This is a genomic window from Streptomyces sp. NPDC002817 (assembly GCF_053592055.1).
Map to the genome: position 1 here is coordinate 1 of NZ_JBSFUY010000057.1, position 14076 is coordinate 14076.

The window sequence follows — 14076 nt, forward strand, 5'->3', positions numbered from 1 at the left end:
GCTGAGTTGCCTACGTGTCACACCCAGCGTCCTACCAGGACCCGCCCCCGCACGGGACCAGAACCCAGATTGATCACAACCTCACACAGGCCCTAGGCGCGAGCTAGGAGGTGCTCCCGAAGGTGGCGACAGGTTCGATTCCGGGGCTGTCCTTGAAAGCCAGGCCCAGGTCGGCCAGTTTCACCTTGACCTCGTCGATGGACTTCGTACCGAAGCTGCGGATGTCGAGGAGGTCGGCCTCGGAGCGGGCGACGAGCTCTTCCACGGAGTGGATGCCCTCGCGCTTGAGGCAGTTGTAGGAGCGGACCGTGAGGTCGAGTTCCTCGATCGGCAGCGCCAGGTCCGCGGCGAGGGCGGCGTCCGTGGGGGACGGGCCCATGTCGATGCCCTCGGCGTCGATGTTCAGCTCGCGGGCGAGACCGAACAGCTCGACCAGGGTCTTGCCGGCGGAGGCCATGGCGTCACGCGGACGCATCGCCTTCTTGGTCTCGACGTCGACGATGAGCTTGTCGAAGTCGGTGCGCTGCTCGACACGCGTGGCCTCGACCTTGTACGTGACCTTCAGAACCGGCGAGTAGATCGAGTCGACCGGGATGCGCCCGATCTCCTGGCCGACCTGCTTGTTCTGCACGGCGGAGACATAGCCACGGCCACGCTCGACCGTGAGCTCCATCTCCAGCTTGGCCTTGTCGTTGAGCGTGGCCAGGACCAGGTCGGGGTTGTGCACATCGACGCTGCCCCGCAGAGCGATGTCGGCGGCGGTGACCAGCCCCGGGCCCTGCTTGCGCAGGTACATCACGACCGGCTCGTCGTGCTCCGAGGAGACGACCAGCTGCTTGATGTTCAGGATCAGGTCGGTGACGTCCTCCCTGACGCCCGGCATGGTGGTGAACTCGTGCAGGACGCCGTCGATGCGGATGCTGGTGACAGCAGCGCCGGGGATCGACGACAGGAGGGTACGGCGAAGAGAGTTGCCGAGGGTGTAGCCGAAGCCCGGCTCCAGCGGCTCGATCACGAACCGGGAGCGGAACTCGTCGACGACCTCTTCGGTCAACGAGGGACGCTGGGCAATCAGCATGGGGTAAAGCCTCCGGCTATTCGGTGCCCACCAGCGGGCGTCATGGACAGTAAAGCGTCGAAAATCTTTCGGTGTCTTTGAGGATCAGAACGGCATCGAGTCCCTGAGCGGAAACCCGACCCGCGTCACACGCGCGACCCGAGCCAAGGTCGGATTCCGGCCTCGTCCGGACACTCGCGCCGGGGGACGGCGAACATCCCGCCGCCGTTGTCGGCGAGCGGACGGGCGGCGACCAGCCTGATTCCGTCGTCGGCGGACAGGATCATCTCGGAAGGAAGGGCCGCTCCATGACCTTGAGTCGATGTTCGACGTCACCGTAGGAACGGCCACAGGCTGCACGGCCGTCCTGGGCGGGTGCGCGGCGATGTGCCCGAACAGGCCGCGCATCTTCTCCCTCCAGTCGCTCAAGGACTGGCGAAAGGTGTCCACAACCGACCCCCTGTTGCTTGCGGCGTCCTTACTTCTTCTTGCGTCAAGCTTTGCATGATGCAAAATAGCATGGTGGCGTCAAGCGGCCGCCGACTGCGTATGCGGAGCGGGGAAGCCCTGTGGACGCCGCAGTACAGGCTCGATCGGGCCGCAGCGCACGGGGGAGGCGGCGGACGACCATCGAGCTGTCCGGAGGGATCCGCGACATGGAGGGCCACGCAGGGCGCCGTCGCGCCCGTCGGCTGCTGGTCGGCACCGTGGTGGTGCTTGCGCTGGCCGGTCTGAACGGGTGGTGGCTGCACCGCGTCGGGAGTGAGAAGTACCACCAGTACGAGATCAATAGACCCGAGTACAAGGCGGAGAACGGGCACTGGGACGTCGTCGACGTCCCTGAGGAGTTCCGGCAGAACACCATCCACGCGGCCTTGCTCCACACCGGCAAGATCCTGCTGGTCGCAGGATCCGGGAACAACCTCGACAACTTCGATGCGAAGAACTTCCGGTCGGTGGTCCGGGACCCGGTCGAGAACACCTTCCACGAGGTGCGGACCCCGGCCGACCTCTTCTGCACCGGCCACATCCATCTGGCCGACGGCAGGCTGCTGTTCGCGGGCGGCACCAAACGCTACGAGAAGCTCAAAGGCGACGTCACCAAGGGCGGCGGGCTGATGATCGTCCACAACGAGGACCCCGGCAAGACGGTCACGCTGCCCGCCGGGACGCGGTTCACCGGCAAGGAGAACCACAAGGCGTTCGTCTCCAAGGACCCCGTTTCCGTCGAGCCCGCGAAGAAGATCTTCGACAAGAAGAACGGGAAGTTCCTGCCTACCGAGGCGAGTGTGAACCGCGTCTATGTCGAGGCGCAGAAACGCGGCAAGCAGTACGAGACCAGCGCCCAGGAGAACTAACGGGTCCAGGGCCTGACCGGCTCCGACACCCGCAACGTGTACGGCATCGCCAACAAACTCGGCCTGGACAAGAAGGACTTCCAGGGGATCCACGACGCCTACGAGTTCGACCCTCGTACGGAGAAGTTCACCAAGGTCGCCCCGATGAACGAGGCCCGCTGGTACCCGACCCTGACCCGGCTCTCCGACGGGCGGGTGCTGGCGCTGTCCGGGCTGGACGACATCGGCCAGGTGGTGCCGGGCAAGAGCGAGATCTACGACTCGAAGACCCGTACCTGGACGTATAGCGGAAAGGTCCGGCAGTTCCCCACCTACCCGGCCGTCTTCCACTGCCCGACGGCACCTTCTTCTACTCCGGCTCCAACGCTGGCTACGGCCCCAACGACGTCGGCCGCACCCCGGGCATCTGTCGGTTCGCCACCAACAAGTTCACCAAGCTGCCCGGCTTGGACGACGCAAGCCTGATGGAGACCTCCGGGACGGTCATGCTCCCGCCCGCCCAGGATGAGAAGTTCATGGTGGTCGGCGGCGGAGGCATCGGGGAATCGATCAAGTCGTCGAAGAAGACAAGGATCATCGATCTCACGGCGGACAGCCCGCACTTCACGGACGGCCCGCAGCTGGAGGAAGGCCCCCGCTACCCGGAGCTGTCGATCCTGCACGACGACACCCTGCTGATCACCGGTGGCGACCAGGACTACCGGGGCCCCTCCGCCGAGAGCATCCTCCAGGCGCGCATCTACGACGCGAAGACCGGTGAGATGCGCCGGATGGCGCCGGAGGTGGGCCGCAACTACCGTTCCGGCTCCATCCTGCTGCCCGACGGCTGGGTGATCACCTTCGGCGGTGACTCGCTCTTCGCTGACAAGGCCAAGACCAAGCCGGGCGTCTTCGAGTAGCGCCTGGAGATCTGCACGCCGCCGTACCTGTACCGCACCTCACGGCCGTCCCTGACGAGCGGCCCCGGCACGGTGGAACACGGGGCCACTGCGATCTTCCGTACCAAGTACGCCTCCGCCATCAGGACCGCCCGCCTGATCCACCTGAGCTCCACCACTCACGTCACCGACGTCGAACAGCGCTCCATCGCCCTGGACTTCAAGGAGACCGAGGACGGCGGCGGTATCCAGGCCACCGTTCCGAAGAACCGCGACCTGGTCCCCTCCGGCTGGTACATGCTGTTCGTCACCGACGATCAGGGGGCACCGTCCACGGCACGGTGGGTCAGGGTGCGTTGACCGTTGCGGGCGCGGGACGTAGGGATTCCGTCATCTCACTTCTGGCCGTGTCACGGCCTTCCGATCCCTTGAATGAGGTACTGACGGGAAACTCCGAGGAAGTGAGGCCGGGATGGTGCGCGTGCGGGAGTCGGTGCACCGGTGCGCATATACGGAATCGAGACCCTCGTACACCCCTTCCTGCTGCACGTCCGCGGCGAGCCGGTGGCGGGCCTGCTCGGCGTGATTGACGTCGTCGGCCATGGCGTCGAAGGCGCGCGCCAGGTCCCCCAGTTCACCGGGCGCGTCGATCCGGGCCCGTGCGCTGCGGTCCCCGGCGGCCAGCGCACGGGCGCTCGACGCGACCCGGACCACGGGAGCCGTCAGGCGGCGGGTGACGAACCAGCTCACGGCAAGTGCCAGGGCCAGCGCGCCGGCAGCGGCCGCGGCCACCCAGCCCCAGGCGACGGACAGCCCCGCCGACCCGGAGCCGGCCGAGAAGACGAGGCGCACGGAGCCGACGGTGCTGCCGTCGACCACCACGGACGCGCTCGCGCCACGTCCGGAGCCGGTGTCCTCCCCGTGATGCCCGCGGCCCGAGCCGGCCATGCCGGGCTCGTCGTCCGCCCAGGAGCCGGAGCCGGAGCTGGAACTGGAGCCGCCGGAGACCATCTCGTCGTCCGCGTCGCGCACCGTGAGCACCGAGCCGGCGCCGGTTGCGATGGAGCGTGCCGCCGACAGGTCGGCTGTCGACCAGCCGCCCGCAGCCCGGTAGGCGTCGGCGGCGGCCGCGGCCACCTGGTCGGCGGCCCTCTGGCGGTCGGCCTGGTGGGCACTGCTGAGCCCGCGGTCGGTTCCGACGAGCGCTGCGACAGTCAGCAGGGCCACGGACGCCAGCGCGACCACGGCGAACGCGGCGAACAGCCGTCGGCCGAGCGGGCCGAGCCCACCGGACGCCCGGACGCCGGAGCGCGGCGAACGCGGCTCACGCATCATGGGCCCACCCCAGCCGGTAGCCCACGCCCAGCACCGTCTCCACGAGCTCGGGGCCGACGCTCCCGAGCTTGTGCCGCAGGTTCTTCACATGCGAGTCGATCGTCCGCTCGTACCCGGCGAACTCGTAACCGCGCACCCGGTTGACCAGCTCATAGCGCGAATACACCCGCCCCGGCACCGACGCCAGCGTGGTCAGCAACCCCCACTCGGTGGGCGTCAATTCCGGAGAACAGCCGTTCAGCACCGCCTCGTGCCGCGCCTCGTCGATCCGCAGCCGTCCTTCGCCGTACGACGCGACGGGCGCCACCCCCGTCGCCGTACCCCCAACCCGCTGCAGCACCGCACCCACCCGCAGCACCACCTCAGTGGGACTGAACGGCTTGGTCACGTAGTCGTCGGCGCCCAGCCGCAGACCGTGGATGCGGTCCTCGATGGTGCTGCGCGCGGTCAGTACCACCACCGGCACCCGCCCGTGCTCACGGGCCTCGCGCAGCACCTCGTCACCGTCCAGGTCCGGCAGCCCGAGATCCAACAGCGTCAGGTCGATCCCACGCTCACCGAGCATCCGCACCGCCTCGGCGCCCGACCCGGTCGTCAGCACGCCGTATCCGGCGCGCTCCAGGTAGCGGCGCAGCAACTCGCGGATCTCCCTCTCGTCCTCGACGACGAGCACCGTGGCGGCCATGTCCCATACCTACGCGCCACACGCACGCCCCGGCAGGGGCCGAACAGCCCCACCCGCCCGTCGACCGTCTCCATCCCGTCTCCACACGCACCGCACAGCGACTGCAGGACCCAGCGCGACGGTGACGGTGTGGGAACGCAAGACCCCCCACGGAACCGAGGAGGTTCGCCATGAAGCGCAACATCAAGATCGCGACAGCGGTCACCGCGGGTGCGCTCGCCATCGGCGGCGTGCTGGCGGTGGGCCCGGTGATTGCGGACCCCGGCAGCGCCGGGCCCGTGGCCGCGCAGACCACATCCCAGAACATGCTGACGGACGCTCAGCCCCGGGCGCGTCACCAGCACGGCGGCCCCACGGACGGCATCCGGCAGCACGAGGGGACCTGCGGCGGAGCCGCCCTGGCCGAGCAGGGCACGCTGACGGCCGCTCAGAAGGCCACGCTGGCGAGCATGGCCGAGGAGGAGAAGCTCGCGCACGACCTCTACACGGCGTTCGCGGACCGCTACGACGTGCGCGTCTTCGAGCGGATTGCGGCGGCCGAGACCCAGCACCTGACCGCCGTGTGCACCCTGCTGGACCGCTACGACGTCACCGACCCGACCGCCGACACGCCGGCCGGTGAGTTCTCCGCCCCGGCCGTGCAGGCCACCTACGACCGGCTCCTAGAGCAGGGTGAGGACAGCCTGTCCGGAGCCCTGAAGGCCGGCCGTACGGTCGAGACCGACGACATCGCCGCACTGACCAAGGCGCTCTCCGGACTCACCGCCCCGGACACGCGCCAGGTGTACACCAACCTGCTCGCCGCCTCCGAAAGGCACCTCACGGCATTCGAGCACTGGATCGCCGACGAGTAGGACGAGCAAGAGGAGCAAAGGGAGACGGCCCCGGCCTGTACCTGGCCGGGACCGTCGGGATCGTCGGAGAGAGGCCGGTACCTACACGGCCGTCGTCGGAGTCCCCGCACGCGCCCTGCGGCGGCGCAGCGCGAACACGGTGGTCATCGTGCCGGCGGTCAGAAGACCGGTGCCGACGGCGATCGGCAGGGCCGGGGAGGTGGAGCTGCTGTCGGCGACGTTCTGCGCCTTGAGGTCCTGCACGTACGCCGGGTACGGGGCATGCGTGGAGGAGGATGACGCCGTCTGCGCGTAGTGGTGCGGGATCGGCTTCACGGACCTGACCGAGCCGTCCGCGTTCAGCAGCACCTGCTTGTTGTTGGGGTGCCGGAAGTCGAACAGGTCGGCCAGGCTGCCGGCCCGCTGGTCGAAGGAGGCGTCGCCGATGCGGCCGGTGTGCCAGTTGTTCTCGATGAACTTGGTGATCGAGGTCTGCTCGGTGGCGGTGTGGTCGACCTTGTTGACCTTGCTGTAGGGGGAGATGACAAGCAGGGGCTGCCGGGTGCCGGGGCCGCAGCGGTCCGTGTAGCCGCCCTTGGCAGCCGGGCCTGCCTTGCAGGCGGCGCTGTCGAGGGCCTTGCCGTTGGAGCCGAGGGTGGAGTCCTTGGAGCCGTTGAGGACCTTCGAGGTGACGTGGTCGTACCAGCCGTCGGAGTCGTCGTAGGCGACCACGACCGCGGTGGACTTCCACTGCGGGGACCGCTGCAGCGCGTTGATCTCCTTGACCAGGAAGTGTTGCTCGTCGATCGGGTCGGAGTAGCCGGCGTGTCCGTCCTGGTACTCGGCGGCCTTGAGGAAGCTGACCGCGGGGAGGTCGCCCGCCTTGAGAGCAGCGTCGAAGTCGGTGAGATCGTAGTTGTGGTTGGCCCGCCCGCTGTGCCCGATCTCGGCGATGTTCTTCGGGGCGAGGTGGTGCGGGTTGGCCGTCGACTTGTAATAGGCGAACGGGTTGTGGTGGGGGCTGTAGTCCTCCACCGCCGCGCCGCCAACGTTGGTGTGGGTGGTGCCGGCGCACTGGGCGTAGTCGCCGCCCGTGCCGTCCCAGGCGGTGGACGGGCGGAAGCCGCCCTGGAACCAACCCCAGCTCACGCCCTTGGCGTTGAGCAGGTCACCGATGTTCTTGCCCTGCATCGCCGCGAGCGCGCTGGTGGCGGTGTGGTCCTTGTCCGCGCAGTCGTCGTAGGCCGGGTCGGGGTCGTTGATGACCGTGCCGACGCCCTTGGCGTCGGGGGAGATGACGGCGTACGAGTCGGGCTTCGCAGTCTGCTTGGGGTTCTCCGTGCCGGTGGCCGGGTCGACGGAAATGACGCCGTGGGTCTGGCCGGAGATCAGGCTGAGGGCGCCGGGGGTGGAGGGGCCGTAGACCGAGCTGAACGACTTGTCGTTGAGGGCGTACTGCTGGGCGTAGTTCCACAGGCCGGTAACCGTGTTGCCGTCGTAGTAGTCCATCACCAGGCCGGGCTCGCCGAACAGCCCGGTGCACTTGCTGACTTCGGTGTTCTCGACGTACTTGTCCGCCTTGCCGCCGTTGGCCGCGTACTGCTCGGGGCCGTAGGAGTGGTTCTGGTCGCAGGTCATGGCCTGCGACCTGGCCAGCCGCTTGGGCGCGTAGAGGTTCGGGTTCTTCGTCAGCAGCCCGGAGCTGAGGAGGTTGTTCGCCTTCGGGGTGTGCGCCGCGGCCTTGAACGTGGTGCCGTCGGTGTTCGCGGCCTTCGGGTAGGTGGCGAAGTAGTGGTCGAAGGAGACGTTCTCGTCGTAGATCACCACCACGTGCTTGATCGGCGTCGCGGTGCGCGTGCCCGAGTGACCGTGACCGCCGTGCGTCGAGGCCGCGAAGGCGGGAACGGTGCCGCCCGCGGTCGCCAGAGCGGCGGCGCCGAGCAGGGCGCCCACGCGGGCCAACCGGCCTCGCGCGCCTGGGGTTCTACCTGTGCCGATCATGCTGTCTCGCCTTCCGGGGAGCGCCGAGTTCCGCTGTTGTGGTATCCACGGCCGTGCCGGACACGACGGGATCCTCGGCAATGCTGGGTGAGAGGCAAGGCGGGTGGGCGAACGTCCGGTCAGGAAAGACCCATGGTCTTTCAGGGAAATCCCATAGAACTTTGGCCTGTTCTTGACTGGTATGGGGCGACGAGGTCAAGCCAGCAGTCCGCGTCCCAGCCAGTCGGACGCATCCCGGGCTCCGGGCAGGGCGAAGAAGTAGCCGCCGCCGAACGGGGTGATGTAGTCGACCAGCGGCTCCCCGGCCAGCCGCTTCTGCACCGTCTCGAACTGGCGGGCCAGGTCCTGCTGGTAGCAGCAGAAGAGCAGGCCCATGTCGAGGTTGCCGTTGCTGTCCAGGCCCCGGTCGTAGTTGTAGCCGCGGCGCAGGGGGCGCTGGTCGTCGGTGGCCGAGGTGCGGGGGTTGGCCAGCCGGATGTGGCTGTCCAGCGGGATCACATCACCCTTGGGATCCTGGGCGTAGTCGGGGGTGTCCTTCTCGTGGCGTCCGTCGAGGGGCGCGCCGGTGTCGCGGGCGCGGCCGAACATCCGCTCCTGCTCGGTGAGGGAGACCCGGTCCCAGAACTCCACCAGCATGCGGATCAGCCGTACGACCTGGTAGCTGCCGCCGGTGGCCCAGTCCGGCTCACCACTGCTCTGGCCCACCCACACCAGGCGGTCCATCTCACGGGAGTTTCCGGCATCGGGGTTGGCGGTGCCGTCCTTGAAGCCCATGTGGTTGCGCGGGGTGCCGGAGGGGCGGGGCGGGCTGACGAAGCCGTCCATCCGCCAGCGCGCCTGCATTCCGCCGCGGGTGTGCCGGGTGACGTCGCGCAGGGCGTGCAGCACGGTGTCCGCGTTGGCGGCGCAGAACTGCACGCTCAGGTCACCGTGGCACCAGGCGTCGTCCAGGTCGTCGTCCGGGAAGGACGGCATGGCGGTGAGGCGATGCGGCTTGCGGCTTGCGAGGCCGTAGCGGTCGTCGAAGAGCGAGGCGCCGACGCCGACGGTGACGGTCAGGTGGTCGGCCGGGACGTCCGTGCCGAGAGTGCCGGAGTCGCTCGGGGGAGCGGTGATGCCGAGCGGCACCGGGCTGCCGCCGGTGGTGAGGAAGCGGGCCCGGTCGGTGAGGGTCCGCAGCAGGTCGGTCAGTTCGCCGCGGCTGGCTGCGGTGGTGTCGAAGGACACGAACGACGTGGCGCGTGGTGCCGGGGTGGTGATTCCGGCCTGGTGGCGGCCGTGGAAGGGCACGCGCGCGCTCTCGCCCGGCTGCGCCGAGGCTGCGGCGGCCGCGCGGTCGGCGGCCACGAGTCCGGTGCCGGCCACGGCGGCCGCGCCGGCCAGGAAGCCCCGGCGGCCTACGGTGTTCACGCGGTCCTCCGTACGTCGGTGAGGGCGGCCACGTTCGCGAGCCGCTCGACGAGTTCGCCCAGGTCGGCGTCGACCTTCTCCCGTTGTGCGCGGGTGAGGCCGGTCAACGGTGTCCAGTGGCCGTCGTGGTCGAAGCTGGCGAGGGTGTTCTGGGCGCGGTCGGTCCAGGAGTCGAGCTCGGCAAGGCCGGTATCGCGGATCGTCAGCAGCGGGCGCAGACAGCCGAGGAGCGCGCGGGTGCCGTCAAGATTGGCGCGGGCGGTGGCCAGGTTGCTGCCGCTGCCGTAGTCGGTGCGGCCGGTCAGCTCGAACTGCACGGTGCTCTCCAGGATCTCGTGTGCGCGCAGGCCGACGTCGGCCGGGTCCATCCGCTGGTCGGGCCAGCCGTCGCGCAACGCGTGCACGGTCTTGGCGAGTTGGTCGGCCGGGCCGCGCAGGCTGCCGGCCGACTCGCCGTGCCAGAGCCCGTACTCGAGGCGGTGGAACCCGGCGAAGTCCTTGTCGTGCACCCCGCCGGACAGTCCGGCCGTGGTCCCGTTGATCTCGGCGTCGGCGTCGCCGAAGGTGCCGTAGGCGGCGCCCATCTGCTCGTACACCAGGTGCGCGGGCAGCCAGGCGGTGCGGGCGGCGGCGAGATCGCCGCGGTCGACGGCGGCGCGTAGCACGTCGGTCTTCTTCGCCAGTTCGACCGTGTGGGCCTGGATCCACTTCTGGTAGGCCAGCGTGGGCGGGATGAGGTCCTGCTGGGAGACGGGGAGGGCGGCCGGACCGCTCTTCACCGTCCCGCCTCCGGTGATCCGCACGGTGGGGCCGGTGACGGCGTCGGCGTCGTCGGGCAGGCACTTGAAGGCGTACGAGCCGTTGCCGAGGGTCACCGGCATCGGGCGGACGGTACCGGGGGCGAGTCCCTCGACCTCGCCGTAGACGGCGCCCGTCCTCGCGTCGGTCAGATACACCTCGGCCGCACTGCTGGAGGTGTTGCGCAGGTCGAAGACCTGGTGCCCGGGCTCCGGGTGGCTCCAGCCGCGTCCGCAGCCGGAGCCGGTGACGCCGACGGTGGTGTGCCGCAGGCTGTCCGCCGCGGCGCGTTTGTCGGCGCTGTCACCGGAGTTCCCGGCTGCCAGCACGCCTGCCGTCACGGCGATCGCGGCAACCAGAGCACCGCCCGCGAGCAGCACCGTGCGCCGCGGGGCGACGGGCTCGGGGGGTCTGGGGCCGGATATGGCTTCGGTGTCGGGGGCGGCTTGGGGCACGCCGGGCCTCCGGGGAGTCGTACGAATGAGGCGGCACAGACGAGCTTAAGCAGGCTGCGTGCTCGCAACCGCGTTCCTGACCAGGTCCTGACCAGAGGAAAAGGCAGAATTCGGCCGCAGTTCATTCAGCGATCCGGCAGAGCTACGAGGGGCGCGGCCACTCGGTCATTGGGTAATAACCCTAGGGGTCTAGGGGTTTAAGGTATCGGCCGGGTAGGGCAGTGTGCGGATAGTTGCAGGGCAAGGTGCCCGGGCTGTCAATCTATTGGCCCTGTCTCACATTCGGTGGTGACGGAGGGTGTCGCTATCCGAGGAGGATGCGGTGGCGGAGGAGAGTGAAGCCTGCTCGACCGTGCATCTGGCGGGCGATCCGCTTGGTCTTGGTGTTCACGCCCTCGGTGGGTCCGTTGCTGTAGCGGAGCGTGAACGCGGCGATCACGGCGTCGAGGTCTCGCTCCAGCCCCCGGGTGAAGGCGTGCAGGTGCGGCAGATCGGCTGCGCGGATCTGGGTGATCCAGAGCTCGAGCGCGTCGACATTTGCTGGCTGAGGCTTCAGGAGTTGGCCGAAAGCCCGGATAGAGACTGCCAGTTGAGTCATTTCGGGGCAGGCCGCGGTGAGGCGGTCCAGCAGCTGTCGTTGCTCAGCCTTGAGGTTGTCGGGTCTGGTGAGCAGCATCCGGGCGAGCCGCCGTGCGGAGATGTGGCTGCGGTCGGCATCGGCGCGGCCTTGGTTGATGTACTTGTGCAGGAGGTTGAGGCAGCCGGTGAAACCGAGGGATTTGATCTCTTGGAAGAGGTGCAGGACGGGGACGGCGGGGTCCTCGGCGCGGCGTTTGCGAAGGTGTTCGCGGTAGGGATCGACCAGGCTGGCGCGGTATTTGGGGACGCGGAGCATGCGCTCGGGCTGATCGGCTCGGGCGTAGCGTTTGACGGTGTTCAGGGCCAGTTGCAGGCGGCGGGCGCATTCGAGCAGGCCCACACCCTGGTCGAGCAGACCGTGAACCTGGTGCCACCGTTCCAGGGTGGTCTGTGCGCGGGGCCCGTCATAGAGGGGTGCGTCCAGTACGGTGGCCCAGCAGGTGCTGTGGGCTTTCACTTCGCTCAGGGCCGCTTCACACAGGTTCTTCCATAAATGCCAGCGATCGCCAACCTGCACCGCATCAGGCAGCGCACGGCGGATGGCCTCGGCGTACGTGGCCGAGCCATCCCGGCACACGATCTCGACGCCCGGATGCTCGCGCAGCCACACCTCCAGGGTGTCGGCCGTGCGGTCGGCAAGAACGTCGATCCGCTCGTGGGTTTCGGCGTCGATCACCACGGTGGCATAGCGGTGGCGCCGGCGCAGGGCGAAGTCGTCGACCCCGATCACGCGCGGCACCTGCCTGGTGGGCAGAGCGATGCGCAACAAGGTGCGCAGGGCAGTGTGACGCGACAGTCCCATCGCGAGTATCGCCAGCAAACGTGCGCCCGCCCGGCCCGCTAACTCCTTGACCACGGCCTTGACTTGCCTGGTCAGCCGTGCGGTGCGGCGCTGATATCGCTCCAACACCCCGGGCACCTGCTCGCGGAAGGTATGCCGGCAGCCACGCGTGGGACACACCAGACGCCGCACCCGCACACGGACCACCACTCGCCGTCCGTCCACCGACACGTCGGCCACCGTCCGCAGATGAAAGCCATGCACCCGCCCGGACAGTGCTCCGCAACCCGGACACGGCACCGGACCCTCAGGCGTCCGCGCCCGCACCGAAATCCGCTCGCCCTCATCCGTCACGTCCTCGATGACCAGCGGCGCGAGCCCCGAAAACACCACATCTACAAGCTCGTTGACATTCTGCACGTCACGTCAACGATGAACCAGCACTCTCCGTCACCACCGAATGTGAGACAGGGCCAATCTATTGGGGGGCACTCATGATCCACATCACGCTCGGGGCGATGCGTTACGTCAACCCGAGGGAGGACCAGCTGGGCCGTGACCATGTCGGATGGGACCCGAACATGGATGACGAGGCTCTGTTCCGCGCCAACCGAGGATGCTGGGTACTCGGTGAACGGGCCGACCGGGAGCAGTACGCCCTGCTGTCTTCGCAGGGCATCGTGCGCCAGGCGATCGAGATCGACCGCCTCGTTCCGGTGTCCGGTGGTCGCCGGGCGATCGAGGGCCGCTTCCTTCAGGCCGGGCACCCGGTTCACGACGCGTACGTCGGAAAACCCCAGCCGATTGAGCCGGTCCGCAACCCGGTGACGTACTTCGAGTCTGAGCACGCGGCCCGGACGTGCGGCTGCGGCTGCGGCGCGCCGGTCACCCTCGGATGGTTCCTGACCGGTCACGACCAGAAGGCCCTGCATGACCGCGTCGCCAGGATCGGCACGGTCCGCGAGTTCATCGACTGGTTCGACCGCGTCTACACCGAGGACGTCCGGACCATGTCGTCCAGGATCATCTCCATCACTCCGCACGCAAACGACAAGAACGCGTGCAGCGCGCACGGCGCCTCCGCGACATGTACATCCCTGATCGCCGACGTGGTGCTGAGCGATGCGGGCAGCGAGCACGTGGAATGGGCCGTCTGTGCCCGATGGCTCCGGGAGAACCCCGACGCGGCGGCCTGGCTGGAAAGCCGTCCGGAAGCCGCGGCACTGTTGAATGCCTCCTGACCCGCCTCAGGAGCACTGGTGCGGGATCAGTTCCTCTCGGCTGTCTGGTTGTCCGGGCGGGGTCCGGCACTGGAGTAGTAGAGGGCCCGTGCCTGCTTTACGCGGTCCAGGGCGGTGCCGTGTTCGGCTCCGTCGACGTTCAGCGGGGGGCGGAGACGGGAGATCAGTACTGTTTCCAGCGGGACGGGATCGGGGTGCTCGCTCCAGGTGAGGGTGAGATGCCGGTGCATCCAGTCGGTGAGGCGCTGCTCGTCCTCGCCGATCAGAACGACGCGGTCGGTCCAGGCCGTGCGGTATCCCTCCGTGGACATCAGGAGTCCGGCCAGTGTGCGGCGCAGGGTGGAGCGGCCGGAGTCCCTCAGGTGGTTGGAGATGATGCGGGACCGAAGCCGCTTGGCCTTGCCCAGGTAGAGAAGCCGCAGTTCGGGACGGTCGGAGTTGGCGGGACCGGTGAAGGCGGCCAGCACGTCGGCCGGTGCCCACCAGGCGTACAGGCACGCCGTGGTGGGCAGGCCAGCGACCGCGGCGTCCAGGGCGCGCGGCGCGGAGAGCAGGTTGATTTCGGCCTGCCGGGCGATGACGTCGTCGAGCATGGACGCACCCTA

11 protein-coding genes and 1 pseudogene are annotated in these 14076 nt (G+C 68.7%); 3 read left to right on the forward strand and 9 right to left on the reverse strand.

Going from position 1 to position 14076, the window contains the following annotated elements; genetic code table 11:
- Positions 1-103 precede the first annotated feature (103 nt).
- Both ACWD3I_RS46805 and ACWD3I_RS46810 read right to left on the reverse strand, forming a co-directional pair.
- The gene (locus ACWD3I_RS46805; protein WP_451084409.1) at positions 104-1078 is read right to left on the reverse strand and encodes a DNA-directed RNA polymerase subunit alpha; all 975 of its coding nucleotides are present in this window, start codon (positions 1076-1078) and stop codon (positions 104-106) included.
- A gap of 125 nt (positions 1079-1203) precedes the next feature.
- A complete protein-coding gene (locus tag ACWD3I_RS46810; protein ID WP_365408810.1) occupies positions 1204-1344 on the reverse strand; it encodes a hypothetical protein in 141 nt (46 codons plus the stop codon).
- 369 nt (positions 1345-1713) lie between these two features.
- On the opposite strand from ACWD3I_RS46810, the pseudogene ACWD3I_RS46815 reads away from it, so the two are divergent.
- Positions 1714-3653 (forward strand): annotated as a pseudogene (locus tag ACWD3I_RS46815) (galactose oxidase-like domain-containing protein).
- A gap of 30 nt (positions 3654-3683) precedes the next feature.
- Here the strand turns inward: ACWD3I_RS46815 and ACWD3I_RS46820 are convergent.
- Both ACWD3I_RS46820 and ACWD3I_RS46825 read right to left on the reverse strand, forming a co-directional pair.
- Positions 3684-4625, reverse strand: a complete 942-nt coding sequence (locus ACWD3I_RS46820) for a HAMP domain-containing protein (protein WP_365408807.1) — start codon at positions 4623-4625, stop codon at positions 3684-3686.
- Positions 4618-5313 (reverse strand): response regulator transcription factor, encoded by a 696-nt coding sequence (locus tag ACWD3I_RS46825; RefSeq protein ID WP_365408804.1) that lies wholly within the window; start codon positions 5311-5313, stop codon positions 4618-4620. Before ACWD3I_RS46825 ends, ACWD3I_RS46820 begins: the two co-directional genes overlap by 8 nt.
- A 170-nt stretch (positions 5314-5483) precedes the next feature.
- On the opposite strand from ACWD3I_RS46825, the gene ACWD3I_RS46830 reads away from it, so the two are divergent.
- On the forward strand, positions 5484-6167 hold the full coding sequence (locus ACWD3I_RS46830) for a DUF2202 domain-containing protein (protein WP_365408801.1): 684 nt from the start codon (positions 5484-5486) through the stop codon (positions 6165-6167).
- A gap of 81 nt (positions 6168-6248) precedes the next feature.
- Here ACWD3I_RS46830 and ACWD3I_RS46835 read toward each other — a convergent pair whose 3' ends face one another.
- The 4 genes from ACWD3I_RS46835 to ACWD3I_RS46850 all read right to left on the reverse strand — a co-directional run bounded on the left by ACWD3I_RS46835 (position 6249) and on the right by ACWD3I_RS46850 (position 12650).
- A complete protein-coding gene (locus ACWD3I_RS46835) occupies positions 6249-8147 on the reverse strand; it encodes a phospholipase C (RefSeq protein ID WP_365408798.1) in 1899 nt (632 codons plus the stop codon).
- A 195-nt stretch (positions 8148-8342) separates the two neighbouring features.
- Positions 8343-9557: an iron uptake transporter deferrochelatase/peroxidase subunit gene (gene efeB / locus ACWD3I_RS46840; RefSeq protein ID WP_365408795.1), complete on the reverse strand. Its 1215-nt coding sequence runs from the start codon at positions 9555-9557 to the stop codon at positions 8343-8345.
- The gene (locus ACWD3I_RS46845) at positions 9554-10810 is read right to left on the reverse strand and encodes an EfeM/EfeO family lipoprotein (RefSeq protein ID WP_451084410.1); all 1257 of its coding nucleotides are present in this window, start codon (positions 10808-10810) and stop codon (positions 9554-9556) included. The genes efeB and ACWD3I_RS46845 overlap by 4 nt, the downstream gene beginning before the upstream one ends.
- A gap of 304 nt (positions 10811-11114) precedes the next feature.
- Positions 11115-12650 carry an ISL3 family transposase gene (locus ACWD3I_RS46850; protein WP_451084411.1) on the reverse strand — a complete coding sequence of 512 codons (1536 nt, stop codon included), beginning with the start codon at positions 12648-12650 and terminating at the stop codon, positions 11115-11117.
- 74 nt (positions 12651-12724) lie between these two features.
- Here ACWD3I_RS46850 and ACWD3I_RS46855 point away from each other — a divergent pair, with 74 nt between their 5' ends.
- Complete coding sequence (locus ACWD3I_RS46855; RefSeq protein WP_365408792.1) at positions 12725-13471, forward strand: hypothetical protein; 747 nt, start codon at positions 12725-12727, stop codon at positions 13469-13471.
- A 26-nt stretch (positions 13472-13497) separates the two neighbouring features.
- On the opposite strand, the gene ACWD3I_RS46860 is transcribed toward ACWD3I_RS46855, so the two are convergent.
- Positions 13498-14064: a GIY-YIG nuclease family protein gene (locus ACWD3I_RS46860; protein ID WP_365408789.1), complete on the reverse strand. Its 567-nt coding sequence runs from the start codon at positions 14062-14064 to the stop codon at positions 13498-13500.
- Between the last annotated feature and the right edge of the window lie 12 nt (positions 14065-14076).

Excerpts from the sequence above, each read along its gene's own strand:
- ACWD3I_RS46805 (WP_451084409.1), bottom strand. The coding sequence starts at position 1,078 with ATGCTGATTGCCCAGCGTCCCTCGTTGACCGAAGAGGTCGTCGACGAG.
- ACWD3I_RS46810 (WP_365408810.1), bottom strand. The coding sequence starts at position 1,344 with ATGATCCTGTCCGCCGACGACGGAATCAGGCTGGTCGCCGCCCGTCCG.
- ACWD3I_RS46820 (WP_365408807.1), bottom strand. The coding sequence starts at position 4,625 with ATGCGTGAGCCGCGTTCGCCGCGCTCCGGCGTCCGGGCGTCCGGTGGG.
- ACWD3I_RS46825 (WP_365408804.1), bottom strand. The coding sequence starts at position 5,313 with ATGGCCGCCACGGTGCTCGTCGTCGAGGACGAGAGGGAGATCCGCGAG.
- ACWD3I_RS46830 (WP_365408801.1), top strand. The coding sequence starts at position 5,484 with ATGAAGCGCAACATCAAGATCGCGACAGCGGTCACCGCGGGTGCGCTC.
- ACWD3I_RS46835 (WP_365408798.1), bottom strand. The coding sequence starts at position 8,147 with ATGATCGGCACAGGTAGAACCCCAGGCGCGCGAGGCCGGTTGGCCCGC.
- ACWD3I_RS46855 (WP_365408792.1), top strand. The coding sequence starts at position 12,725 with ATGATCCACATCACGCTCGGGGCGATGCGTTACGTCAACCCGAGGGAG.
- ACWD3I_RS46860 (WP_365408789.1), bottom strand. The coding sequence starts at position 14,064 with ATGCTCGACGACGTCATCGCCCGGCAGGCCGAAATCAACCTGCTCTCC.